The sequence below is a fragment of the Paenibacillus thailandensis genome (assembly GCF_042685365.1).
In the GTDB taxonomy this organism is placed as follows: domain Bacteria; phylum Bacillota; class Bacilli; order Paenibacillales; family Paenibacillaceae; genus Paenibacillus_AP; species Paenibacillus_AP thailandensis.
In genome coordinates, this window is sequence record NZ_JBHUMY010000020.1 from 81827 (window position 1) to 107530 (window position 25704).

Annotated in this window: 25 protein-coding genes; 5 read left to right on the forward strand and 20 right to left on the reverse strand. The window is 52.9% G+C overall.

Features of this window, described 5'->3' with window-relative positions; all coding sequences use genetic code 11:
- Nucleotides 1–43 precede the first annotated feature (43 nt).
- The 13 genes from rpsA to ACFSW5_RS17215 form a co-directional block, all read right to left on the reverse strand.
- A complete protein-coding gene (rpsA, locus tag ACFSW5_RS17155) occupies nt 44–1258 on the reverse strand; it encodes a 30S ribosomal protein S1 (protein ID WP_379275623.1) in 1215 nt (404 codons plus the stop codon).
- A gap of 86 nt (nt 1259–1344) precedes the next feature.
- On the reverse strand, nt 1345–1920 hold the full coding sequence (locus ACFSW5_RS17160) for a lysophospholipid acyltransferase family protein (protein WP_379275625.1): 576 nt from the start codon (nt 1918–1920) through the stop codon (nt 1345–1347).
- Nucleotides 1921–1924: 4 nt separating this feature from the next.
- On the reverse strand, nt 1925–2593 hold the full coding sequence (gene cmk / locus ACFSW5_RS17165; protein WP_379275770.1) for a (d)CMP kinase: 669 nt from the start codon (nt 2591–2593) through the stop codon (nt 1925–1927).
- 315 nt (nt 2594–2908) lie between these two features.
- Nucleotides 2909–3109, reverse strand: a complete 201-nt coding sequence (locus tag ACFSW5_RS17170) for a hypothetical protein (protein WP_379275627.1) — start codon at nt 3107–3109, stop codon at nt 2909–2911.
- Between the two features lie 67 nt (nt 3110–3176).
- The gene (locus ACFSW5_RS17175; protein ID WP_379275630.1) at nt 3177–3824 is read right to left on the reverse strand and encodes a flagellar brake protein; all 648 of its coding nucleotides are present in this window, start codon (nt 3822–3824) and stop codon (nt 3177–3179) included.
- 67 nt (nt 3825–3891) lie between these two features.
- On the reverse strand, nt 3892–5223 hold the full coding sequence (ypeB, locus tag ACFSW5_RS17180) for a germination protein YpeB (protein WP_379275632.1): 1332 nt from the start codon (nt 5221–5223) through the stop codon (nt 3892–3894).
- A gap of 96 nt (nt 5224–5319) precedes the next feature.
- Nucleotides 5320–5478, reverse strand: a complete 159-nt coding sequence (locus ACFSW5_RS17185; protein WP_379275635.1) for a hypothetical protein — start codon at nt 5476–5478, stop codon at nt 5320–5322.
- Between the two features lie 63 nt (nt 5479–5541).
- Entirely contained in the window at nt 5542–6237 is a 696-nt protein-coding gene (gene prsW, locus ACFSW5_RS17190; RefSeq protein WP_379275638.1) for a glutamic-type intramembrane protease PrsW, read from the reverse strand.
- A 117-nt stretch (nt 6238–6354) separates the two neighbouring features.
- Nucleotides 6355–6969 carry a genetic competence negative regulator gene (locus ACFSW5_RS17195; protein ID WP_379275641.1) on the reverse strand — a complete coding sequence of 205 codons (615 nt, stop codon included), beginning with the start codon at nt 6967–6969 and terminating at the stop codon, nt 6355–6357.
- Nucleotides 6970–7166: 197 nt separating this feature from the next.
- Nucleotides 7167–7490 (reverse strand): hypothetical protein, encoded by a 324-nt coding sequence (locus ACFSW5_RS17200; protein ID WP_379275643.1) that lies wholly within the window; start codon nt 7488–7490, stop codon nt 7167–7169.
- A 148-nt stretch (nt 7491–7638) separates the two neighbouring features.
- Nucleotides 7639–7863: a hypothetical protein gene (locus ACFSW5_RS17205; RefSeq protein ID WP_379275645.1), complete on the reverse strand. Its 225-nt coding sequence runs from the start codon at nt 7861–7863 to the stop codon at nt 7639–7641.
- 4 nt (nt 7864–7867) lie between these two features.
- Nucleotides 7868–8128 (reverse strand): DUF5132 domain-containing protein, encoded by a 261-nt coding sequence (locus ACFSW5_RS17210; protein ID WP_379275647.1) that lies wholly within the window; start codon nt 8126–8128, stop codon nt 7868–7870.
- A gap of 44 nt (nt 8129–8172) precedes the next feature.
- Nucleotides 8173–12837, reverse strand: coding sequence for a cation-translocating P-type ATPase (locus tag ACFSW5_RS17215; RefSeq protein WP_379275649.1), 4665 nt, complete (start codon nt 12835–12837; stop codon nt 8173–8175).
- A 176-nt stretch (nt 12838–13013) separates the two neighbouring features.
- Between ACFSW5_RS17215 and ACFSW5_RS17220 the strand changes: the two genes are divergently transcribed.
- From ACFSW5_RS17220 to ppk1, 3 genes are all read left to right on the forward strand, one after another.
- Complete coding sequence (locus ACFSW5_RS17220; RefSeq protein WP_379275651.1) at nt 13014–13256, forward strand: hypothetical protein; 243 nt, start codon at nt 13014–13016, stop codon at nt 13254–13256.
- A 14-nt stretch (nt 13257–13270) separates the two neighbouring features.
- On the forward strand, nt 13271–13621 hold the full coding sequence (locus ACFSW5_RS17225) for a hypothetical protein (RefSeq protein WP_379275653.1): 351 nt from the start codon (nt 13271–13273) through the stop codon (nt 13619–13621).
- 192 nt (nt 13622–13813) lie between these two features.
- Entirely contained in the window at nt 13814–15922 is a 2109-nt protein-coding gene (gene ppk1, locus ACFSW5_RS17230) for a polyphosphate kinase 1 (RefSeq protein WP_379275655.1), read from the forward strand.
- A 77-nt stretch (nt 15923–15999) separates the two neighbouring features.
- On the opposite strand, the gene ACFSW5_RS17235 is transcribed toward ppk1, so the two are convergent.
- Both ACFSW5_RS17235 and ACFSW5_RS17240 read right to left on the reverse strand, forming a co-directional pair.
- Entirely contained in the window at nt 16000–16233 is a 234-nt protein-coding gene (locus tag ACFSW5_RS17235) for a hypothetical protein (protein ID WP_379275657.1), read from the reverse strand.
- Complete coding sequence (locus tag ACFSW5_RS17240; RefSeq protein ID WP_379275660.1) at nt 16230–16823, reverse strand: CPBP family intramembrane glutamic endopeptidase; 594 nt, start codon at nt 16821–16823, stop codon at nt 16230–16232. Before ACFSW5_RS17240 ends, ACFSW5_RS17235 begins: the two co-directional genes overlap by 4 nt.
- 83 nt (nt 16824–16906) lie before the next feature.
- Between ACFSW5_RS17240 and ACFSW5_RS17245 the strand changes: the two genes are divergently transcribed.
- Nucleotides 16907–17803, forward strand: coding sequence for a hypothetical protein (locus ACFSW5_RS17245; RefSeq protein WP_379275662.1), 897 nt, complete (start codon nt 16907–16909; stop codon nt 17801–17803).
- A gap of 3 nt (nt 17804–17806) precedes the next feature.
- On the opposite strand, the gene ACFSW5_RS17250 is transcribed toward ACFSW5_RS17245, so the two are convergent.
- A complete protein-coding gene (locus ACFSW5_RS17250; protein ID WP_379275664.1) occupies nt 17807–18139 on the reverse strand; it encodes a rhodanese-like domain-containing protein in 333 nt (110 codons plus the stop codon).
- Nucleotides 18140–18652: 513 nt separating this feature from the next.
- Here ACFSW5_RS17250 and serA point away from each other — a divergent pair.
- Complete coding sequence (serA, locus tag ACFSW5_RS17255; RefSeq protein ID WP_379275666.1) at nt 18653–20242, forward strand: phosphoglycerate dehydrogenase; 1590 nt, start codon at nt 18653–18655, stop codon at nt 20240–20242.
- Nucleotides 20243–20512: 270 nt separating this feature from the next.
- Here the strand turns inward: serA and ACFSW5_RS17260 are convergent, their stop codons facing one another.
- The 4 genes from ACFSW5_RS17260 to resB form a co-directional block, all read right to left on the reverse strand.
- Nucleotides 20513–21991 carry an ATP-binding protein gene (locus tag ACFSW5_RS17260; RefSeq protein WP_379275668.1) on the reverse strand — a complete coding sequence of 493 codons (1479 nt, stop codon included), beginning with the start codon at nt 21989–21991 and terminating at the stop codon, nt 20513–20515.
- A complete protein-coding gene (locus tag ACFSW5_RS17265) occupies nt 21992–22708 on the reverse strand; it encodes a response regulator transcription factor (protein ID WP_379275670.1) in 717 nt (238 codons plus the stop codon).
- A gap of 68 nt (nt 22709–22776) precedes the next feature.
- Entirely contained in the window at nt 22777–23970 is a 1194-nt protein-coding gene (ccsA, locus tag ACFSW5_RS17270; RefSeq protein WP_379275772.1) for a cytochrome c biogenesis protein CcsA, read from the reverse strand.
- Nucleotides 23971–24026: 56 nt separating this feature from the next.
- Nucleotides 24027–25685 carry a cytochrome c biogenesis protein ResB gene (gene resB, locus ACFSW5_RS17275; RefSeq protein WP_379275775.1) on the reverse strand — a complete coding sequence of 553 codons (1659 nt, stop codon included), beginning with the start codon at nt 25683–25685 and terminating at the stop codon, nt 24027–24029.
- Nucleotides 25686–25704: the final 19 nt, after the last annotated feature.

Sequence of the window (25704 nt, forward strand, 5' to 3'; positions counted from 1 at the left end):
CTCCGTTGAAGTTAGAAATATTGCTTTGGTTAAAACCGGCAAATTACTTCAATTTGCTCAGTTTGTCGCCGAAACGTTCCGCCAGCGTAAAGCTCATGCTTTGGTTGCTCAAGCTAACGTTAGGATTGTTCAGTTCCTCTTGTTTAGGCGCGCGGTCGCGTTGCGGTTTTTCCGCTTTCGGCGCTTGCTCCGGCGCTTCTTCAGTTTCCTTGATGCTCAAGCTTACCCGTTTCTCGGCAGGGTTGAAATCAAGAATTTTCGCTTTGACCTCTTGGCCTTCCTTCAGCACTTCGTGAGGCGTCGCGATATGACGGTGCGCGATTTGGGAAATATGAACGAGACCTTCGACTCCCGGCGCGATTTCAACGAATGCGCCGAACGATACGAGACGGCGGACCGTACCGGTCACGATGTCGCCGGTCGAGAACTGGGATGCCGCCGTTTCCCAAGGACCCGGTTGAGCCGCTTTGATGCTCAGGCTGATTTTGCCTGCTGCCGGATCAACCTTCAACACTTTCACGCGAACCGATTGACCTTCCGCTACGACATCCTTCGGATGCGCGACATGCTGCCACGACAGCTCGGATACGTGAACGAGACCGTCGATGCCGCCGATATCGACAAACGCGCCGAACGGAGTCAAACGTTGTACCGTGCCGTCGATTTCTTGGCCGACGACAAGAGATTCCATGATTCGAGTTTTGTTTTGCTCGTATTCTTCGTCCAGCACTTCTTTCGCCGACAGAATCACTTTGTTGTTCTCGCGGTCGAGTTCTTTTACCTTCACGCGAAGCGTGCGGCCTTTGTAATCGCTGAAATCTTCTACGAAATGACGCTCTACCATGGAAGCCGGAATAAAGCCGCGCACGCCTACGTCAACGACAAGGCCGCCTTTTACGACGTCGGCAACCGTTACTTCGAATACTTCACCGTTGTCGTAACGGGATTGCAATACGTCCCATGCTTTCTCGGAGTCGATTTGACGTTTGGAGAGCACAAGTCTTTCTTTCTCGTCGTCGATGCTGACGACTTTCACTTGTACTTCCTGGCCGACCGCAACCGCTTCGGAAGCGTTGTTCAATTGAACGGAAGAAAGCTCGCGGATAGGAATTACGCCGTCATATTTATATCCAATGCTTACGAAAGCTTGGTTATCTTCGAGCTTGACGATCGTGCCGGTAACGATATCGCCTTTCTTCAAAGACACTAGATTATCCATGGCTTCTTGACTTTCCTGAACATTCATTTCTTCTGACATCCTAAATAACCTCCTCGATTCATACCACAACTTTATTTAAATCCGAATGACCGGCGTTGGTCAAGCGGCATTTAAAACTTTTTCGGTTACTGCCGCCCTTCGGCGAGCTCGCGTATGCGTGTCATGACAGCTTCGGTAATTTGCCCAAGAGGATCTTCTGAATGAGGATCGATAATAGCTTTCGGATCGATTGGCTGTCCGTACGATACTTTGGTTTTGCCGAAAAGCTTGTAGCCTCCGGTAATGGCAACCGGAACGATAAGCGCGCCGCTGCGATGGGCGATCAGCGCCATTCCTTTCTTTCCGGCGCCTCCGCTGTTTCGCGAGCCTTCCGGAAATATGGCCATCGTCTTGCCCTCCTCCAGAAGGGCGATCGCCGCTTTGATCGCGTCCTTGCTCACGCCTCCGCGGTTGACCGGGAACGCTCCGAGCCTTCGGATGATCGGCCCGAGCACGGGCACTTTGAATAGCTCGATCTTGGCCATAAAGTGGACCTTCCGCTCGATCAAAATCCCGACCGTCGGAGGATCGAAATTGCTTACGTGGTTCGAAGCGAGGATCAGGGGCCCGCTCGAAGGCACGTTCTCCACACCTGCCGCCTCCAGCCTGAACAGCAAACGGTAAAGGCTGCGCAAGATGAATTTCGCTACCGGGTATAACATCAGTTTACTTCGCCTCCGCCAATTTGGTTCGGCTTAACGCAACGATTGACTGAACGACTTCCTCGATCGGCATGGAGGTGCTGTCGATGACGATCGCGTCATCCGCGCATACGAGAGGAGAAACTTCGCGTTCGGCATCCAGCCTGTCCCGTTCGGCAATCTCCTTCTCCAGCTGCTCTACCGTTACGCCTTGTTGAATTCCGCTTTCGCGGAATCTGCGGCGCGCTCGCTCCTGAACCGAAGCGGTCAAGAAAATTTTCAACTCCGCGTCCGGCAAAACGGACGTTCCGATATCCCGGCCGTCCATCACGACTCCTTTGCGATCCGCAAGCTTTCGCTGCATATCCGTCAGGACGGATCGGACCGTCTCGTTCGCCGCGACTTTCGATACGAGCAGCGTCACGTCGCGGGAACGGATTAAATCGGTTACATCCTCGTCGTTAAGAAAAACGAGCTGGCCGTTCTCTCCCGGCTGCAAACGAATGCGAACCGATTCCGTATGCTTCGCCAAAGCGGCCGCGTCACCCGGCGATATCCGGTTCCGCAAGGCGCTTAGCGTTACTGCCCGGTACATGGCCCCCGTGTCGATGTAAATATAGCCAAGCTGCTCCGCAACCTTTCGCGCCACCGTGCTTTTGCCTGCGCCGGCAGGCCCGTCGATTGCGATATTCATGCGAGAGCCGCCGCCGTCTTGCTGCCTCACTTCCTGTCGACCTCCCTTAACCACTCGGCACAGCATAAAACGACTATTCATCCTTTAACGGCATGCTGCCATTCGTAAGCGGCCGTAATAAACGTCTATGCATGATTAACCGAAACGAGGAAATATAAGGCGATTTATAAGACCAAACCTATAAATTCTTATATTTCAAGAAAAAAGCAGGCTCTGCCTGCGACCGTGAAAATTATACCACACTGCGGACATAGATGCAAAACCGCGCGTACGCGAAAAGGGTCGAAAAGAAGAGACGGCGATCGCTTCCTCCGTTTACGGAAACGATGCGCCTTCCCATTTTTCGACATCGTTCACGGCATGTCTCACTTTGTCGCTTTGCAAGGCGAATTGGAATACGACCAGCATCGTCAACAACAGAGCCAGCGCCGCCAGCAGCCATCCGCTTGCCCGGTCGATCCGGCCAAGGGCGTCGCTCCTGCTGACGGGCTCCCGCTTCTTGCGCGGTTGTTTCATAACGGCATGCCACCTGCCTTCCTAAGGCTAGCATGCCAAATATTGCCGCTTTTTATTCGGCTGTGCGCTACCGGTTCCGGAAGTCGAATTGGCGCTCGAAGCAATAGCGGATAATTTTTTGCCTGTCGGAATCGCTAATCGTTGTAAACTTGGACATCACTTGCTTGCGCCCGGCTCCCATCTCGACGATCCGCACGACTTCCGAGGCGAACGGCGCATGGTCGACCGCTCCGTTCTTGTAATTCAGCAATATCCAGCAGTCAAGCCGCTGCCCGACCTGGATGTCCCGCTTCGAATCGCATAAAAAAGAAACGCCGCCGCCGACATCGTCCGTTACGGCGATAAAACGCTCCCTATTTTCCGTCAGGACGGCAAGCTCGAGCTCGGCGGGCACGCGCAAAAAATTTCTTCTTTGCACCTTCGTGATCCGCTCGGGATCCGGCTTGCGGATTTTTACCAGCCGGACCTGGTCATCGCGAAAGCCAAGAACGTGCGAATCGAAGAAATGTTTAATCCCCGTTTCGTTTATGTAATAAATGGAAAGCTCGTCGCCGAGCAGCAATTTCTTCAATCTGCCGGTAGGCTCGTGAATCGGAGTTTCGATCAGCAGCGTATCGCCTTCTGCATCGGCTATTCTCGCTTTATACTCCTTTTCCGATTCCTCCGGATTGGACGCGGCGACTCGCAGATACAACATTTGGTTAACAGTTGGCAACAAATAGGCTCCCTCCCATATCCGACATTATAGCATGTCGGCTGGAGGGGAGCCATATCGGAAATCGTCAGCCCGCCGTTATCTCTTCGATCGCTTCTTCCGTCCCGTTGTCCGCGTTAATATAAATGCGGTACGTTCCTCCATTGATTCTGCCCGTATATTCGTAGCACAGCACTTCCTTGCCCGCTTCGCCCTTGATGACGGCCATATTCTCCCGGGTTACCTCCATGTCCGGGTTCACGGACTTGCGCGCTTCTTCTTTCGACAGCTTCGGCTTCGGAATGGTCCGCTTATGATGCTCGTAAATATACTCGTTGGCATGCAAGCCCACGGCGTCGCCGTTGTCGAGCGCGATTTTGACGTTGAGCTTATCCGGATAAACGAGAACGCCGTCCTGCATGCCGACGTATGTGAACGTCCCGATATTGTCGTTCTCGTTGTAGGCGACCGGCTTCATCTCTTTAAAGCCGTGCTTATCCAGAAATGCCGCCGCCGCTTTCTCCGCTTCCTGCCTGCTTAGCTTCGAGCCTTTGACGTCGCGCGAGTTCATGAACCAGACAAGCTGGCCGCCTTTTTGCGTATAATCCATCGCGATCGCGCTGCCGGTGCGTCCTTTGCCGCCTGCCGTTACGGAAAAGGTCGCGTACGACGTCCCTTTGCCGTTCTCCGTCACGCGGATGCCGGATTGGTCGATGCCGAGAAAATTCGCGGCTTTCGCTTTGATCTCGCCGGCCGACACTTGTTTGCCGCTAAGCATATTGACGGACCGCTTCTGATACATGCTCGTGACGGAAGGCCCCCAGTCGATCTCCGGATAATAGCCGACTTTTTTATTCACCGATCGGAAGCCGTCCACGATTTTGTTCGTTTGCTTTTCCGAAGCGACGGCCATCTCCACGTCCATCCAACGCAGATTGTGAACCAATACTTGCTGCTGCATGTCCTGCAAATCTTTTGAAATTTCTTTAGAATTCGCATACAGCGTCTTCAGCGTCTTGAATTCCGATTCGGTAAGCGGCTCTTTGGTCAAATCCCGCACGGCGGTTTTATACGAAAAATTCGCGATTTTCGACAGCAGCTCTTCGGCTTTGTCGATCGGAATCATCGTCACCGGCAGCTGATCGACATCGTTTTGGGCTTGGCTCGTAATTCGCCACACGTTGACAAGGCCTTTGCGGTGGAAATTTTGCGATGTCGAATTGACCGCAAGCGTATTGCCGAGCTGTTTATGAAGCTGCTGAACGTGATAGGTTAAATCGTGGAACGCTCTCTGATACTGGTTTTCCGCTTTAATCAGTATCGAGTTTTTATCCTGGTGCTCCTGATAGCCCCAATAAGCCGCGCCCACGAACAAAATCGCAAAAACGGGAAAAAGCACTGCGCTTAATCGTTGGTACATAACACAAAAGCTCCTTTCTTGTGCAAAACCTGGTGTTAGTTTGGTTTGCCAAAAGGAGCTTTATGCATCGGTTTCGTTATTCGGTTGTTTGCAAATTTACAATCCGTAATGCTCTTCGACTTCCAGATCTTTGCTGTTGCATATGCATTGCCTGAAGCCGGTGTCGATCTTGCCGTTGTCCCTCCGGCCTCTAAGGACATACTTCTCTCCGCAAACGTTGCAGCGAATGGTTACCTTAACCCTTTCCTTATCCATCGTATCCTCCGTTAAACCGATAATCCTGTCCTGACAATCTAATATTGAGTATGGACAAACGGATTAATATTTAACCTCGTCTTCCGGAACGAGAAAGCGGAACGGCGACCTGGAAGACGCCCTTTTCATTTTGTGAAGCCCCCAGCTCCACAAAATAACCATAAACGGCACAATAATCCACATCCACTTCGTATCGTAGCTGATCATAATATAATCGTAGAAACCGTGAAGCAGCCACGGCAACGCAAAGGCGATCGCCAAATATTTGCGAGACTTCGCGCTGGGCGCAAATTTGGCTTTTCCCAAATAATAACCCATCGCGACCCCAAACAACGCATGGCCGGAAACGGGCAGAAGCGCGCGCATCATCAACGTGCCGAACGTGGCGGGCGACAGCACGGCGTACATCACGTTTTCCAGCGTGGCGAAGCCAAGCGAGATCGAAGCGGCATATACGATGCCGTCGTACGGCTCGTCGAACTCCGTATGGTTGTAGATCATATGATATAGCACGAACCACTTTACGAGCTCTTCAATCCCCGCCGATTCGACGAAAGAAAATACGACCGGCTGATCGCCGAGCCATAATTCCAGCCCGCGCTGGATGACGACGATCGGAATGACGATCAGCACGCCGAGCACGAACATGCGCATCACCATATGAATCGGCTCGGATTCATACCGGTCTTTCAAATATAAATAGGCGAGCAGCGAAATGCCCGGTGCAACCGCGGCGGTCAATATGGAGAACAGCAGCATTTCGTTCCCACCTCCTCTGTCAAACCCTTTGGGTACCACTCCATTATACAATGCGGCCCGGCAAGAGAAAAGAAAAGCATCCGGCTGACGATGACGCCTGCAGGATGCCTTCTGCCTTTAAAAATAAGTGCAAACTTCCCGAACCGCACCCGAAGCCATAATGACTTTGCCGTATTCCTCCAGCATGGCATACGTGACGGAAGTCGCTTCGCCATATTCCGCCAATACGGCAATCACCGCGTTGTTGCGCGACGATTCGATATTTGCGGGTTCCAAGACCAATATATATTTCCCATTGTACGAATAAAGCCGTCCGTCTTCGGTTAATCCGGCATTCTTCAGCTGTTTGCAAGCATCGATGACATCTTCGAAATCGCGGAACGCGTACATGACGACGTCGCTTTGCTCCATCGTCACTTCCATCTCGTAAATATCCTCGTCCGTCTCCTCGTCATCTTCGCCCAGCCGGTCTTCCGCGCCCGCGGTTACTTTCCCCCGCGTAACGATGACCACCATCCCTTGGGCAGGGAGGGCGAATACTTCCACCGCAAGCGGCCCGCCGCTGGCGTCGAATCCTAGCTCGGTATATGCCTGATCCATCATTTCGCTAAACAGCTCGTGTACTTTAGGAATTTCTCGCCACATATCATCCTTCTGGATCCCACGTTCCAGCAGGTCGTCGTACGTCAGGAAAATACGTATCTTGTCCTGACTCAGCCGCTCGATCTTCATGACAGGATCCTCCTCTGCAGCATCTGTTGTAACAGCGTATGAAATTTTTTGGAAAGATGTGAACAAATCAAACTATGTACCTATGTTACCATGTTCGTCTTCCAATTGCACTATGAACAAAAAAAAGAATCGCCGATATCGGCTTTTTACTGCCGGTTATCTGCGATTCCTCGTCATTTTCGTTTGTTGCCGGGTCATTAGTGAACGTCGGACGCCTCTTCTCGTATGCGCGATACTTCTTGCTTCAAAGCCGGATCGCTGTTTAAGATGGCTTCGATTTTATTCAAATTAGATTTTGAATTTGCTTCCGTATCGCTTGACGGCTTTGGGACGGCATCCGCAGCCTTGTCCCAGGAGCGGTTCACCCACCCCGATACGGCCCAGCCTGCCAGCCTGGAGCCCATGCCGGACACCGCTTCGGTCAGTCGCGCCGCGGCAGCCGGGCGTCTGCGGGCCCACACCATAGCCGCCGCCGCTCCGATTAATCCGCCGACGATAAATCCGCTGCGTAGCTTGAACATAAACAGCCTCCTTCGGAGTTGACTCGATTAACGTGGAGCTCTTCTATAGTCTGCTGCACAGCCGGCTTGTCATACCCGTAAAAATATTGGTAAGAAGCGAGGCGGAACGGCCTGGCGGTCGAATAGGAGTCGCTAAACGTCGGCGCATTCAGCGAATGCGGGGAAACGAAATAAGAGACAGCAAATTCAATCGCGATTGCTTTCCTTTTTCACGAACCAGATTCAGAAATGTCCCTAAAAATTGCTCCCACCTTTTTCCGATCGCCGCTTTATCCTCTCGATGCTCAAGAATAAGCGATACGCTTTGCTTTATTGCGATTTCCAGATGGGACAACGCTTGCTGCAAATGAAAATCGACCGACTTTTCTTCCATCGCTCTATTGTTCTCCTTCCATCAAAGCGATTTCCGAATCGAGCTGCTTCTTCATCCGTTCGAACTGGGCTTCCGCAATAATATCCTCCACTTCCTCCTTGGCGATTTGCAGGCAGGAGCGAACCCGGTCCACCAGAGCCGCACCCGCCTCAAGCCCGCCGGCAAGCAGCGGACGAAACGTAGTTTTGGCAATCGGCAGAAGCGTCGTTGCGGCGGCCGCAAGAGCGGCGGTCACAATAATTTTTTCAATGTTTTTTTGGATCATCGTTTAAAGCCTCCGTTCATGAGTTAGAGAAGCATTGCAACGTATTAGGCTGCGGCTCGCACGGCGCTTATTGCCGGCACATTCTCCACTGCAGCGCCTTGGTAACGCATCATGGAAACGACCGGTTTAGACAGGATGGATACGGTCACTCCGACCGCCAGCACCGGGATCCACTGCCTCATTGTTAATGGCGCGGTATGCAGAAACCGGGCTGCCGGCGGAAAATAAAGCGCAGTAAGCAGCGCAAGGCCGGAAATCCCCAAAGCGCCGAGAAGAACGCGGTCCTGTGCCCAGTCGCGGGCGCTTTGTCCGGTATCCTCTTGTCTCCACGAGAGCGTCTGAATAAGCTGACCCGCAACAAGAGTGGCGAATGCTACGCTTTTCGCGACCGCAATCGGCGCTCCGGAAGCCAGAGTCGCCCCAAACAAGCCGAGCGAACCGAAACCGAGCATAACCCCGCGCGCAACGACTTTGCGATATAGATTTCCGTCCGCAATTTCGGCTCGTTCGGTCACTCCGGTTTTTTTGCCCGGATTAACGGCAAGCACCATCGCGGGAAGGGCGTCCGTAATCAAATTCATCAGCAAAATTTGCACGGGTACAAGCGGGATGGGAAGTCCTAGCATAACGGCCGCGCTCGTCACGATAATTTCGGCCAAGTTTCCGGTTAATAAGCATCCAAGCGCCTTGCGGATATTGCCGATAATCGTTCTGCCTTCTTTTACGCCTTCGACGATGGAACCGAATTGATCCTCCTGAAGCACGATATCGGCCGCTTCTTTCGTTACTTCCGTACCTTGCTGCCCCATGGCGATGCCGATGTCCGCCTTCTTGATGGCAGGCGTATCGTTTACGCCGTCGCCCGTCATCGCAACGACATGGCCGCGGCGTTGATACGCCGAAACGATGCGAAGCTTATGCTCGGGGGTCACCCGGGCGAAAATCGAGACGTCTTCGACGACGGCCGTCAGCTCTTCGTCGGTCAGACGGTCGATCTCGTGGCCGGAGAGCACTTTTTGCGCGCCGTCGTATATGCCGATCTGCTTGGCGATCGCAAGGGCGGTAATCGGGTGATCTCCCGTAATCATGACCGTTTTGACGCCAAACGATCGAGCGCTCTTAATTCCTTCCGCGACTGCCGGTTTCGGCGGATCGACCATGCCGACGATGCCGACATAAATCAAATCCTCTTCATTCGCGCACGCTCCTTCGCCGTCATCCTCAACGGGCCGATAAGCAAAAGCGAGCACACGCAAAGCATCGGAGGAATACTGCTCGTTTAAACGCAAAATTTGGTTTTTGTGCTCCTCGTTTAAAGGAAGCAGCACGCCGTTCGCTTGATACCGGCTGCATCTCCGAAGAACGGCCTCCACCGAACCTTTCATTAGAAGGTAACAGCTGTTGTCCGAGCTGTCCTTACAGACGACGCTCATTTTTCCGGTATTGGAATCGAAAGGCTCTTCATGGCTTCTGCGCCAGCCTTGAAGGTCTGACGGCCATATCCCTTTTTTGGCCGCTAGGGTTAACAAAGCGCCTTCCGTTGGATCGCCCTTTACGATCCATCTTTCATCCTGCTTCTCCAAGCGGCTGTTGTTGCACAAGGCGCCGATTTCAAGAAGCCGTTTCAGATCGCGGTCCAGCTCCGGCTCCGCCGCACCGTCTAACGGCGATTCGGCAAGCATGCCGGCGGCAGCTTCCCGGTTCGTTTCTTGGAATTGTCCGACCGGCTCGTATCCGCTGCCGGAAACCGTCCAAGAGCGGCCTGCCGTAGCGACGGCTTTTACCGTCATTTCGTTTTGGGTGAGCGTACCGGTTTTGTCCGTACAAATAACCGTCGTCCTGCCCAATGTCTCCAAAGCGGACAGCTTTCGTACAAGCGTTTGCTTCTTCGCCATCCGGAATATGCCGGCGCTTAGCGCGATCGTAATCGTGACCGGAAGACCTTCCGGTATTGCGGAAGCGGCAAGAGCGATCGAAGTCGAGAACATCTGATTGAGCGGAATTCCCCTCATCAAACCGGTTATAAAAACGAGCGTGCCGGCGGCAAGCGCTCCCTTGACGAATTTTTTACTAATGGATGTAACCTTCTCCTGCAAAGGAGTAACCTCTTTGTCGTCCTGCTTCAGCATCGACACGAGGTGGCCCATCTCCGTTCGCATGCCCGTATCGACGACGATTCCCGTCCCTATGCCGCCGCATATACCGGTACCCAAATACAGCATATTGCTCCGTTCCGGAAGCGGACGGCCGCCTTCGACCGCGATGCCGGATTTGTCGACGGGGAGCGACTCTCCGGTAAGCGCCGCTTCGTTCACGCGCAAATTCGACGCATGCAAGACACGTATGTCTGCGGGAACGCGGTCGCCCGCCTCCAGATGAACGATATCGCCCGGAACCAACTCCAATGAGGAGATTTCCGTTTCCTTGCCTTCTCTTATCACCTTGCAGATCTGAGGTTGAAATTGGTTCAGCGACTGGACGACTTTGTCGGCTTTCCGTTCCTGAATCGTACCGATGGCTGCGTTGGCGAGCAGAATCGCCCCCATCGCGATGCCGTCAACGAACCCTCCGCTCACGAAAGCGAACGTTGCCGTCCCGAGCAAAACAAGTGTCGTAAATTCTTTGAATTGATTGAAATACGCGACCAACCAGGGCGTCGGCTGTTTGCCTTCCAGCCGGTTCATGCCGTAACGGTTCTTAAGCTCGGCTGCGCGCTCGGCGGAAAGACCGCTTCGCTGCTCGACTTGAAAGCGCTCCAGCACCTCGCTTCCTTCGACGGCATGCCATGCGAGCCCGTCCGAAGCGGCGGCGGTTTCCCGAGAAACGGCCGCATGTGCCGGATTCGAATATTCGGCTTCGCTCACTCTCTTCGAACGGGTCAAAAAAACAAGCGATAGCGCATCCGCAGCCAAATTGGCCACAGGCGCGCTAAGCGCTCCGACACAAGCCATTGCAGAACCGATCAAATTCCAGCTTTTCGTCGCTTGGAAATGTCCATTTACGGCACGATCGACATGCTTCACATACTCCGACGTTTCAAGGACGCGCGGAATTTGATCCGCCGTTATGACCGGGATGCCCGCTTCGGCTAGATACTCGTTTAACGGATTCCGTTCGAAACCCGTGACGAATAGCGCATGCTCGCCTTTTTGCCGCATATGGGCGACCCTTTCGATCATTTCGCCGGGCTGAAGCGACAGCCAGCTTGTATCAAGGCCGCACTTTCGGAGCGAGCTTTCAGATATATTCGATTTATTATGCAGTACGCCGATTTTCCAGCCTTGAGCCGTAAACGGCCGGAGCTGCTTGCCCCATTCGTTCAAAATCGCTTCTTCTTGCCGCGCGATGATCCCCAGGCACGGATCGGGACGATGGCCGGCTTTGCCGACGAACATTACTTTGAAGCCATTACGCTCCAATCGTTTCGCTTCGATTGCGTACGAATCGCATGAAATGCCGTTCTGTTGCAAATAAGCGGAGGTGCCAAGGAAAATAGACGTATCGTTCACTTTCCCTTTCAATCCGCCTTCTTCTTCGGTGACGTGAAAGGCTGACCGAATCGTCCGGCACGTTTGTTTCGCTTGTTCCCACACCTCATTCTTCCACGGGTGCTCGCTGTTTTTCATTAAAGATGCCGCATAACATATCGCTTTGTCGGCATCCTCTTCATGCGAGACCCAACGAATTCCGTCCGAATTGGCTTCATCCTCAAACATAAGAGACGCATCTTCGATAAGAAGCATATTCGTTCTGGCCAATTGGGAAAGCGAACCGTTCGAAGGCACGGTAAGATTTCGTTCTTGCGAAACGGCTTCCGCCTGCCGCCACGCATATTGGGCCGGAATCGTGGCGGGCCTTGGGTTAGCGGCGAGCAGCACGGCGATGCCTTGAAGCGGGTTGCGCGTAATCGCCCACGTCGCCGCGCCGCCGACTAACCCCCACTTGGCCGCTTTATCGCTGTAGCTTTGAATTTCCGGGGACAGCCAATTTCCGCAGCCCTCTTCAAAGGCAAGCCGGCTTCGTTTCCAGTTCAGAAATTGAAGAACGCTTAACCCGGCCAGCACGACCAGGTTTTCTCTTACTAATGCGAGCGCCAGAGTAGATGATCCTAACAATAGGTCCGAATTCCACTTCTTGTTTTGAGAGTACGTTTCGAATCCCCGTTTTAGAAACGGATACCCTGTAACGACCGACACAAGACCGGATAAATAAAAAGGAATCGGGCTGCCCGCCAGCGCAGACTGCCCCATAAACAGCCTTTTGGCCCCTAATACGGCAAGCCCCCCCATAGCGGCCGCAAGCGGGAGCGGAACCCGTTCTTTGGGAACAGGCTCGTCGAAACGCAACGGTTCTACCGGTCCAAGCTCGCAGAGGAGCTCTTTTTCCGTAACCGGTTCGGCGGAGGCTGCCGCTTCCCGTATGGCAAGGTCCATTGAAGCTTGGCCCATATCGCGGACAGCAGCGCATACGGTTCTTTCGACCTCTTGAATGGCGCGAATGATTTCCCGGGCATCCGTCTTGGACTCGTCATACTCGATCAAAGCCCGTCCCGAAACGGTACAGGGCGCAATCCGGCGAATCCCTTTAATCGCTGAGAGTCGCTCAACCAGAAAATCAACGGTATTGGGCTGTTCTTTTAGTCCGGCAATTTCGATTCGAATCCGGCCGGGCAATAACCGCAGAAATCGTTGCTTCCCAGTGGGCGCCATTATTCCAGCTCCTCGTCGTCATATCTATTAGCAAATAATATTTATCGGGCGTCCCCTTTTTATTCGGGATTATTGTACTTAATGGACTTTGCGGCATTCATGTAAGCCGATGAATAATTTATCCATTTCATGTGAAAACCTCTAATTTATATGCCAATTCAAAAGGAGGACAACGTATGCTAAAATCGCCGTTCGGCATTTTTCTTGCAGCTGCGGGAATTGTGTTGGCTGTCTCCCCCGATGCGCGAAAAGCCGCCAGGAAGCTGGCCGTCAAAGGAACCGGATGGTTCCTTGACGCAAGAGACCAAGTTGTGGGCAAGGCTTCGGAATTTCCCGAAAATATACCCAGCATTTATAACGAAAACCGCAATGCCAACAGGGGAACACTTGAATCGGGTCAACCTCATATCGATCGATAAAGGGGGTGAACAAAATGTGGCAAGAAATGTTCAAAGGCGGTTCTCTTTGGGGCGGCTTGATTTCCGGAGGAATATCCCAACTTCAGGACACCCGAAGCTTTTTTAACGGAGAAATGGAAAAATCGCGATACGCGGTTAAAACATCGGAAAACGTAACGGGCGCCATCGGCATTATGGCAGGCATCGAATACGGTGCAATGGCGGGAACTGCCGTCCTGCCGGGAGTAGGAACCGTTGTCGGTTCCGTTGTCGGCGGCTTGCTCGGCAATTCCCTCGGACGCAAGGTCGGAAACGAAGCCGGAAAAATGCTGGTCAACAATCGTTTTGCGAATAACGTTGCGCACAAAATGGAGGAAATCATCTAAAACGATATTACAATCACTCGCTTTCCTTCGGACGGCGAGTGATTGATCGGAGGTGCTTGCATGCAAGCTTCGGATAAAGGAAAGAACGTTGAGACCGTTACGGTTCGCTACAGCGCTTCATGGCACTTGATTCAAAAAGTCGGACGGCTTTTCAGCCGCAAGTAAGCGTTGCGTTCGATGAGCTGCAAATACATGAACCGCGATTTAAGTTGGCTCGAATTTAACCGTCGGGTTTTGGGGGAGGCGCAAAACGAACGTTTGCCGATCTTGGAACGCGCCAAATTTTTTTCGATTGTGTCGACCAATTTGGATGAATTTATGAGCGTACGGGCAGCCGGCATACGAAACTTATGGAAATCGGGCGTCACCGAAAAAGATTTTAGCGGTTATGCGCCTGGCGAATTGTTTAAGGCGATCGTCCAAAAAACGGAAGAGCTTGTTGCGGATCTTTACGCGGCGCTCAGTCCTTTTACAATAGAGCTTGCTTCGGGCGGGTTCGAATTCACATCTTACGACAGCTTAACGGCTATTCAAAAGGATAAAATCGACGCGTTTTTTTGCAGCCATATGCTGCCTGAGTTAAAGCCGATCATGGTGGAGGAAAAGGCCCCTTTTCCGTTAATCAAATCCAAGCGTCTTTATTTTGCCGTTGTGTTAACGGGAGAACATGCAGGCTTTCCTGAAGAAGAGACGCTGGCGTTGCTTGAAGTGCCGACGAAATGGGGGCGTTATCTGGAGCTTTCTCCAGGCGAAGAGCGCAAGCGGCAGTTCATTATGGTGGAAGAACTGTTGAAACGGCATATTCCGCTTATATTCAAAGAAGCCCAAGTAGCCGGCACATCTTTATTTCGGATTATTCGCGACGCCAACTTGTTGCTGGAGGAAAGAAAAGCGGAAGATTTGCTGCATGAGATGGAACGGAAATTGCCTAGAAGGCAACGCGGGTCCCCTGTACGTCTTGACATGGAAAAGGACGTTCATCCTTACGCTTACAACCGGCTGCGAAAGCAGATGGACATAAGCGATAATGCTGCACTTATCGATGGACCGCTTGATTTAAGCTATTGGATGAAATTTGCGATTACCGCAGCGGACGGCGAAAGGCTGTGGTACCCGGAGTATAAGCCGATCTATCCGCAAGCGTTCAAGCAACGGTCTTTCTTTTCCGTCCTATGCGAGCAAGACGTCGCGCTTTTTCACCCGTACGAATCGTTTGACGCGTTCAACGATTTTATCGAACAAGCCGCGATCGATCCAGCCGTCACGGCCGTTAAAATGACGTTATACCGCGTTAGCAAGCACTCGCGAATTACCCGGGCGCTGATCCGCGCCGCACAGAACGGAAAGCATGTTACGGTTGTCGTCGAACTTAAGGCTCGATTCGATGAAGAGCGGAACATCGCATGGGCGAAAGCGTTGGAAAAAGCGGGCTGCGAAGTGATATACGGATGGATCGGTTTAAAAATTCATGCCAAAATGACGCTCGTCGAACGGCGGGAAACGGGGGGGCCGAAACGCTATGTTCATATGTCAACGGGAAATTACAACGGGCAGACCGCCAAATTGTATACCGATATCGGTTTATTTACCGCCGAGGCCGGCATTGCCGCTGAAGTGAGCGCATTATTTGATGAAATTTCGGGATTTGTGCCGCACCGCAAGTCGAATTATTTGGCCGTCTCCCCTACGGATTTAAGGGCCAAGCTATACTCGCTTATCGATAATGAAATAAGCAGCGCGGCAGCCGGCAAGCCTGCGAAGATTATTGCCAAAATGAACTCGTTATCGGATCGGGACATCATCGATAAGCTTTACGAAGCTTCCAACGCAGGGGTTAAAATCGATTTGATCGTTCGCGGGATTTGCTGCTTATGTCCCGGCGTCTCCGGCCAAAGCGCCAACATTGCGGTCCGCAGCATCGTAGACCGCTTCCTTGAACACTCGCGCATTTTTTATTTCGAGAGCGGAGGAAACCCTCGTGTCTGGCTTTCAAGCGCGGATTGGATGACCCGAAATTTAACCCATCGGATCGAAATTATGTTCCCGATCCTCGATCCCGGTATACGGCGTACCGTTATTCGGCTGCTCCATCTTCAGTTGAAAGACAACCTGAAAGCGCACGAACTGCAAGCACATGGCGAATACCGAAAGGCTGAGCCTGCAGTCCCTTATATACGCAGCCAGTATAAGTTTTTGCCCATCCTTTATCGGACCAAAAACGCCGCGTTTCATTATTCCTTTAAAACATGGAGCGGAACGATCACCGTCCCGAAACGAATCAAAGCATCGGACTATCGTTAAATATGGCGATAATGAACGAAAAACGACCCGTCAACGGGTCGTTTTATCGTGAGTGCCATTCAGCCGCAGGATACAATCTACTGCGAATATTTGACGCCGTACCAGAAAAGTCCGGCAACCAGACACACAAACAATACGAATAATAAATTATAGTACCATTTCGCTATTTTTTGGCTGCTGGAAGGATGCTTCTGGCGGCGAGGCGGCAAAGCCTGATTCGACGTCGAGTCACTGCGCTGGCCGAACTGCCGCTCCGCCTTGTCATGCTGCTTTTTTTTTCTCGATCTCCCGAATTTCTCAACCCTGCTCATGTATTCCTCCTGAAACGAATGATGAGCCCCATAACCAAATCGACTAGAAAATGCGCGACGATCGGAGCCCATAAAGTGCCGGACTCGATATAGATCCAGCCTAGCCCGTAGCTGATGGAGAACACCAGACCCGTAGGAATCCAGTGCCTTAAATAACGGACATGGATCGCCGCAAAAATGATGCTGGTCCAATAAGGACCAAACGAATGCTGAATCGCTCCCCTGAACAGCAATTCCTCGCATACCGATACGATCAGACAAATGAGTACGATATGCCATATCGGGCGTTCGCGGAACAGCATCTCGTTTATGCCGCCGTCGTCGGACGCCTCTTCGGGCACCCATCTCGATAAAACCAAATCCGCGGCGATAACCGCCGCCGCCAGACCCGCTCCCCAAGCCAAAAAATGAAGCCCTTCCGGAAATTCCAATAGACGCAATGGATTTTGGCGCTGAAATAACAGCCAGATCAGACCGATAATAAGAGTTAGTGCTTGAGTAACGTATAAATTGATGAGAAGCAGCCTGTCGTTTAACTGGTCTGCCGTTACTTTTTGCACCCGGATTTTTCGAATGTCAAACTTTTTCATAATTTTCCGCCTGTCTTAAGGTTCGATTTGCTGCGCGGGTCGAACTTTAAATTTATTATGATATAAGGGGAGTTACAACGTTAATGGAAAAAAGACAAAACCGCATGGCCTTCATCTTCAGCATCTTGTTTATATTAACGCTTACGCTTGCGGCGGGTTCCTATTTGCTTGGCTTAAAAACGGGCATCAGCATGGCCGAAGCCGATTACGAGGCCGAAAAAGAGGGCGACGCGCAAGCAGCCGGCACTTCGCCTGCAAGTCAGCAGGACATTGCCGTTTTCTATAATAACGTATTCGTGCCTTACCGGGAATTTCAGGCCGAATGGGACAAGGTCGCCGATTCGCTGGCGCAAGGCTCGCTTGGCGACGCCAAAGCCGAATTCGCGAGACTGGCCAAGCTCGCTTCCGTCAAATACGACGAAGCCGGAAGCGTCAGCCTGCAGCACGTCAAGCTGGTCGGCGCTTCGCAAGCGGCTTACCTGCGCAGCTTGAAGCTGTTCAAGGATGCGGCGGACGACGCCGCTGCAGCCGCAAAAAAATCGAACAACGCCGAGCTTGACGCAGCCATCGCCGCTAACGCGAATTACAAGTCCGCCGTCAAACAACAGCTGCAAGGACAGCGGCTTTTCTACGGCAGCATGCTGCAGTGGTCGGCGTCCGTCGATTCGGCGATTCCTGCCGAATACGCGTATAACGCCGGCATGAAGCTTTCCGTTTGGAGCGGACTTCCGCTCGTGGTCAAAAACAAGCTTGCGGCTGATGCGCTTCAGTCCAAAAACGGACTGACCGATTACTTGCCGCAAGATTTGACCGCACGCGTCGACGAGATGATCGCGAGCGGGCAAGCCGGCAAAAGGGGGCTGGCCACGATAGGCGCCGTAATCGACCTGCTGACGGAAACGAAATCGGTTCGCAGCGGCGATTACGGCGCCGGACAGCAATACCGCGACGAACTGCTGCCGGATATTCCGCTCTTCTAACCGTTAATCGTAATCGAAGCCCCGCAGAGAAGCGATCGACGCCATGCCTCCCTCTACATTATAGAGGCCGTGCCCGAAGCCGCCGATTTCCGCCAAATATCGGCATACCGCGACGCTTCTCACGCCGTGGGCGCATACGATATACAGCGGCTTGTCGGCAGGCAGCCGATCCAGCGCGTATGGCAATGTATTCATCGGGATGTGCGTGGAGCCCGGCAGATGGTAGTAATGCCATTCCTCCGGCTCGCGCACATCGATAATTTGATCCTCTTTAATTTCTCCGCTTTCGACAAGCTCTAGCAGCTTCCGCGGCTCCACATCGTACCAGTTATCCATGGTCGAATCTCCTTGCTGTTTTTTACCTTAATCGAATATAAAGCACTCGCAATCTGTCGGAAGAACAAATGAATTTAGCGATTAAATCGACCTTTCCCGCGCTATCGTCCGTCCTCGAGGGCTTCGATTGAGATTTGCGCCTCTGAATCGCAGCCCGAAAAGCCTGTTCTCCTGTACGAATTCTAACGAAATTTTCACAAATGGGCAAGTTTCGGCATTGCAATCGACAGCTTTCATGCTATAAAATGAGATAGTCAAATGGATATGCCCCATCTTCCAACTCTTATGGTAACATGTTAAATTGGGATACAAGTAACGGCGCTGAACTGGAAAATGCCAGCAAGCGATACCCGTTACGAATTGTCATATCGGCTTGTTGAGACACGGTAAAGTGTTAAAGCGGTGGTTGATTAGAACTCTTTTCAGAGTTTTTTTCTATAAAAAAGTCCAATTCAGACAGACAAGGCGCCGAAGCCGAACCGGCTTCCGCCACCATTAGGAGGCATTCTGAACATGTTCAAAGTGTTAGTTTCGGATCCGATCAGCGATCTCGGCATCCAACAGCTTGTCGACGCTCCAGACGTAGTTGTCGACAAGAAGACCGGACTAAACGAAGACGAGCTGGTTGCGATTATCGGCGAGTACGACGCGCTGCTCGTCCGCAGCCAAACCCGCGTTACCGCGCGCATTATGGAAGCGGGCACCCGTCTTAAAGTCGTCGGCCGCGCCGGCGTTGGCGTGGACAACATCGACCTGAACGCCGCAACAACCCAAGGCATCATCGTTATTAATGCGCCTGACGGCAACACGATTACGACTTGCGAGCACACGTTCGCGATGATGATGGCCGTTGCCCGTCACATTCCGCAAGCTTACCTGAAGACGGTGGGCGGCGAATGGGACCGCAAATCGTTCCTTGGCGTCGAGCTTCGCAACAAAACGCTTGGCGTGCTCGGCATGGGCCGTATCGGCAGCGAAGTGGCGAAACGCGCCAAAGCGTTTGGCATGAACATTCTCGGTTACGATCCGTTCCTGACGGAAGAGCGGGCGGAGAAGCTCGGCGTCAAGCTGGCGACGGTCGAGGAAATCGTCCGCAACGCCGATTTTATGACGGTGCATACCCCGCTGACGCCTGAAACGCGCCATATGATCGGCCGCGCCCAATTCGAGATCATGAAGCCGGGCATGCGTATCGTCAACTGCGCCCGCGGCGGCATCATCGACGAAATGGCGCTTGTGGAAGCTGTCAATAGCGGTATCGTTGCCGGAGCTGCATTTGACGTATTCGAATCGGAACCGCCCGCTCCCGATCATCCGTTCTTGTCGAATCCGAAAATTATCGTGACGCCTCACCTTGGAGCGTCGACGGTCGAAGCCCAGGAGAACGTGGCTATCGACGTATCGGAGCAAGTGCTGCACATTTTGCGGGACGAGCCTTTTATGAACGCGGTGAACATGCCTCCGATTCCGGCCAATCTTCAAAGCAAGCTTCAGCCTTACTTCGAGCTTGGCGAGAAGCTCGGCAGCTTCGTTGCCCAATGCACGGAAGGCGCCGTTCAGGAAATCGTCGTCGGCTATTCCGGCGAGCTTGCCGAATTGGACACGCAGCCGATTACCCGTTATATCGTAAAAGGCGTATTGTCGCATCACCTTGGCTCGGAACAAGTGAACGTGGTCAATTCCCTTCACTTGGCGAAGGTGCGCGATTTGAACATCGTAACGAACAAATCCCATGCGGCGAAAGACTTTACGAACCTTGTTACCGTTTCGCTGCGCACGAAACAGGAAGAACGTACGGTTTCCGGCACGCTGCTGACCGGCTACGGACCGCGCATTGTCGCGATCGATAAATTCCCTGTCGACGTGACGCCGGAAGGCAACTTGATTTTGATTTCGCATAACGACAAGCCGGGCATTATCGGCAGCGTCGGCACGCTTCTCGGCGACAACGGCGTCAACATCGCAACGATGCAGGTAGGCCGTCAGCTAGTAGGCGGATCGGCCATTATGATTTTGCGCGTCGACAAAAGCGCGCCTAAAGAAGTGCTGGACAAAATTACTGGATTGCCTAGCTTGAATAACGCCAAAGAAATTACGCTGTAACGTTTAACGATACCGATCTTCAAAATGAAACGGCATCGGCCTTGCAAAAGGCCGGTGCCGTTTGACGTTAGAAGCACGGTCGCCTCTCCTTAAACGACTTCGAGAGAAGTTTCACTCACATGCCGTTATTCCCCGAATTGTTTCACGATAAACAAGATTACTCTTCTTTTTTCAACAAGCGGCAGCGACATTTATCGCCTTCATCGCAAGGCTAAAGCTCGCCAGTTCGACGAAATATGCACGTTGTCGAAATGTAAAAAAACGCCCCGGTTAAATCGAGGCGTTTAGAGCTGGAGCTTCGACAGGAAGCAGCAGCGTAAACGTCGTACCGACGCCAAGCTCGCTTTCCACTCGTATGCTCCCTTTATGCAATTGGACCAAATTTTGAACGATCGCAAGGCCAAGACCCGTTCCTCCGCCCGTCAGCTCGCGTTTGCGCGCTTTGTCGGCTTTGTAGAACCGCTCGAACACGTAAGGCACGTCTTCGCTCGGTATGCCTTTGCCTTCGTCGATCACCTTGATTTCTACATAGCGTGTTCCATCCGCCGTAACCCGTTTGCCGGTTATCGTAATCGACTTGCCGGCAGGCGTGTAACGGAAAGCGTTGTCGATCAAGTTCGTAAGCACCTGCTCGATCCGGTCGATATCGGCCGCCTCCACTTTAAGCGGCTCTTCCGAGAGCTCGGTGCGCAGCAGGACGCCTTGGTCTTTTGCGTATACGGCATATTTGCGGCAAACGCGGTTCACGACCGTCTTTAAATCGATCGGAAGCAGCTGGAGCTCGGTATGCCCGGCCTCCATCCGGGTCAAATCGAGCAAATCCGCGACAAGCCGCCCCATTCGCAGCGACTCGTCATGAATAATCTGCACAAGCTCCTTCCTCTCCTCCGGCGATGTGGCGATATCGTCGAGCAGCGCTTCGCTGTAGCCTTGCATCATCGACAGCGGCGTGCGGATTTCGTGCGAGATGTTCGCAAGCAAGTCGCGGCGCATTCGCTCCAGCTTATGCTCTTCGGTTACGTCCCGAATAACCGCGACGGCGCCCCGCGCTATTCCTTCCGAGCGAAGAGGCGCCATCACAAGAGACCATACGCCGCTGAGCACTTGAATTTTCTCCGAGAGCTCGCGCCCTTCCTCCATAACCGTTTCGAACGAATCGAGAAGCGGCCCCGGCACCTTAAGCGGAACGTTCCGGCCATCTTCCGGAGAACGCAAGCCCGGATCGTATTCCGACCACCTGGCGATAAGCTGCTCGCCCGGCGGATTCATCAGGATGACTTTGCCTTCGGAATCAAAGGACAAGACGGCGTCGCCGATGCTTCGGAGAATAAGGGAGAGCTGCTCCTTCTCGTGGCTTAGGTCGTGAATGAGCCGGTCGAGTTCTTCCGTCATCCGGTTAAACGTCTTCCCCAGCTCGCCGATCTCGTCGCTTGAGCTGACCTGTACCCGCATCTGATAATTGCCTTGCGCGATCGAGTCTGCGGCCTTCTTCAGCTGCAGCAGCGGCTGCTGAATGACTCTGGACAGGAAAAACGCCAGCAGCGTCGAAAGCAAAAAACCGATAATCCCGACTACGATGTACAAAAGTTGAACTTTTTTTGGCTCGGTAAAAGCGACGTCGATATATTGCAGCAGAAAGACGCCGAGAATAAGCAGAACGAACGCCACCAGCAAAATAATGGTGCCCCACAGCTTCCAAACGACGTTGTTCCAAACCATCCGGAACAATTTTTCCCCGAGCTTGACCATTTATTTCGGCACCTCAAGCTTGTAGCCGATTCCCCATACGGTCGTTATCATGGACGCAGCTTCGGGCGACACTTTGTTCAGCTTCTCGCGAAGCCGTTTGACATGCGTGTCTACCGTGCGCAAATCGCCGAAAAACTCGTAGTTCCATACGTCCTTCAGCAGTTCTTCGCGCGAGAACACCTTGTCCGGCGATACCGCCAAGTAATGCAGCAGCTCGTATTCCTTCGGCGTAAGGCTGACCTCCTGCCCGCCCGCCGTTACACGATGGGCGTCATGCTCGATCACAAGATGAGGAAATACGATATTATTGCTCGAGTTCGCTTCCTTGGACAAATAAGCGGTTGCCGAGGAGCGGCGCAAAATCGCCTTGACGCGGTAAATGACCTCGCGCGGGCTAAACGGCTTCACGACATAGTCGTCCGCGCCGACCTCAAAGCCTTGAACGCGGTTCATTTCTTCCCCTTTGGCCGTCAGCATGATCACCGGAGTCGCCTTCACCTGGCGCAGCCGCGAACACACCTCGATGCCGTCTATTCCCGGCAGCATCACGTCGAGCAGAATAAGCTCGTAATCCTGGCCGGTTGCCATCCGAAGCGCCGTTTCTCCGTCTTCCGCTTCGTCGATCAAATAACCTTCCTTCTCCAAATACATTTTAAGCAGCCGGCGAATTCTCTCCTCATCGTCAACGACCAGAATACGGCTGTCGAATTCCGTCATATTACATGCTCCTTCCCGAAAACCGCCCGAATCGGGGCGGCTTTCACCTTACAACTATTCTTTCTCTATTATACACCAGCGTAGGAATGCAATCCCGCTATAATCAAATTAACGCCGATCAGCGTAAACAAGACGATCACGAAACCGATGACGGACAGCCACGCGGACCGTTTGCCGTGCCAGCCGCGCGACAGCCGGAAATGAAGATATGCGCTGTAATATAGCCATGTGATGAGCGCCCATACTTCTTTCGGGTCCCAGCCCCAGAACCGTCCCCACGCCTTCTCTGCCCAGATCATCGCGAATACGAGCGCGCCGAGCGTAAACACCGGAAACCCGATCGCGATCGCCCGGTAGCTGATCTCGTCCAAATCCTCGGCTTCGATCCCTTTCGTAAGCGGGTGGATGACCGCGCCGAGAGGCTTCCGAAATACAAGACGAAGCAGCAGGTACAGGATGGAGCCGGCGATAACGGACCATATAACCGTGTTCAGCTTGCGTCCGGCGTTTACGCCGTTCATCCACGACGGAGCCTCGAACAGCCCGTCCTTCATCCCGAGAAACGAATCGATATGGACCGGCTGGCTATTAAAAGGCTTCGCAATAGGAGGAAGCGTATAATCGACCGTAGCCGAAGACGTTTGCTCCGCGCCCTGGCTGTCGATCGTCACCTTCTCCTGAACGAATTGGGCTTCGTAGCCTGCGCCCTTGAACGCAAACACGACGACAATAAATCCGACCACCAGAACGATGGAATAAAGGCAAAATTCTAGCCAGAATTGCTCCCTCTTCTGCGCCTTCGTCGTTCCTTCGAAATCGATGACGGAAGCGAGATACAGCAGCCCCGCCGCAAAGCTGACGGCAAAAAAAGCTTCGCCCAGCGCCGCCGTCGTCACATGCACCTTCAGCCAATTGGATTGCAGCGCCGGAATAAGCGGCTGAACCTCTGACGGAAATACGGAGGCGTAACCGATTATGATGACGACAAGCGGAAGCGTAAACATGCCGAGCAGCGGCTTACGATAGATGAGATAAACGATAACGAAAGCGATCATAATGGCCATGGCCAGAAACGTCATAAACTCGTACATGTTGCTGGTCGGAATTTGCCCGCTGCCGATCCAGCGCGTAAAGAAAAAGGTCAGGTGCAGCGCAAGCCCGAGACATGCGGCGATAAACGAAATTTTGCTCCACCGCTTCTCATGTGCAAGGGGCTCCCGGTTGCTCCATCTTTTGCCGGCGATCGCAATGACGAAAAACATGAACGAAAAGCAATATAGAAAAAATGCGACAAGAAACGCATTGCTGCTAAATTCAATCACGCTTTGTTCCCTCCGTTATCGAGCGTCTTCGGATCGACGGTGATGCCCGTTCTCTTCAATGCCGCCGCCACTTCCGAGCGCAAGCCGTACCAGTTTTTGTTCGTGTGCGCCCCGAGCGACAACACGCCGTCGTCGATGCGGAGCCAAATGCGGCGGTGATGCCAATAAGCCCCCATCAGAAGGCCGATCATCGAGACGATGGCGCCCACCCATACGTAGTTCAAAGCGCGGTCGACGCGCACGTTCAGATAAGTGGAGGCTTCGGAGAAACGGACGTTTTCCATTCCTTCCACCTTGATCTCCAGCTTGTCCGCCAAAGCGCCGTTAATCCGGTCTTGACCGAATTTCACTTTGTCCTTCTCCATCGGGAAATACATGTACGGCTCGCCGCCTTCGGCAAGGCCGGGACCGCTAACCATGAACACAAATGCCGGAGCTTTCGGGTCCCTCCCCAGCGTTGTCGGCTCGCCTTTGTCGTTCAGCGCGAATTCCATAAAATTAGCCCGCAGAGTCAGCTTATACGGACCCACTTCGTATTCGAGCGGAGCATCCTTCATCGGCAGCTCGAACGGGCCGTAGCTTTGGCCGGTTTGCTTGTCGATAACGACGGGGCTGACCGCTTGCAGGCGCGGCGTCAAATCGTAATCGTATTGAAACAGCTTCAGACCTTTGTAGCGAAGCGGGCTGTTTACGGTAATGTCGTGCCGCTCTACTTCCTTCAGCTCGGGCTCGGCGAGAGGGTCGCCGCAGTTCGCCGTACATTCGTACAGAACCGCCTTCGTTTCGTAGCGCTTCGCGCGAACCTGGCCTTTCAGTTCCTCCGGCAGCTCTTCGTCTTTGTAATATTCGACGGTAAATTTCTCGTTTTTGACATAATACTTCGTGCCTTCGATCGGAACCGTTTCGCCGTCCGGAATCGTTACGTAGCTGTCCATTTGCCAGCCCGGGATGCTTCGTGCCAAGATGGCCAAAAGAAACAAAATCAGCCCGATATGATTGATGTAAGGGCCCCAGCGGCTGAACCGGTTTTTCTCCGCAAGCAGCGCATCCCCGTCCGTATGAACCCGGTAGCGCTTACGCTTAAGCGCATGGGCAAAAGACTGGATCCATTCATCCGGCTTCGCTTCCAGCGGAGCGACGTAAACCGTTTTTTGCCGGCGGATGAACTGCAGATGCTTTCGGATTTGCTGTTTGCTGAGCGCCCTATACAGCGGAAGAACGCGGTCGAGACTGCAAACGACAAGAGAAGTCCCGATCATGACGAGCAGCGTAATGAACCACCAGGATTCGTAAGTACGGGATAAACCAAGCGCGTAATAAATTTGCCCCGGAACGCCGTAAGTTTCTTTATAGTAGGCCGCAAAATCGGCATCGCGGACAAACGTGTTTTCCTGCGGATAGATCGTACCCAGCGTAGCCAAAATAAGCGTAATGAGAATCAGATAAATGGCTACCTTTACGGAAGAGAAAAAATTCCAGATCCGGTCGATCCAGTTCGGATTGCTTTTCTGGGAACGCCTTGCCGCCCCGTCGTACCGCATCTCAAGCGGCATGGACGAGCCGGCATCGTCCGTGAGCGGCTTGCCGCAGCTTTCGCATAATACGGTTCCGACGTAATTCTGGTGCCCGCAATCGCATTTCGTATTATGTACCAAGGACACTTACGGAAACCTC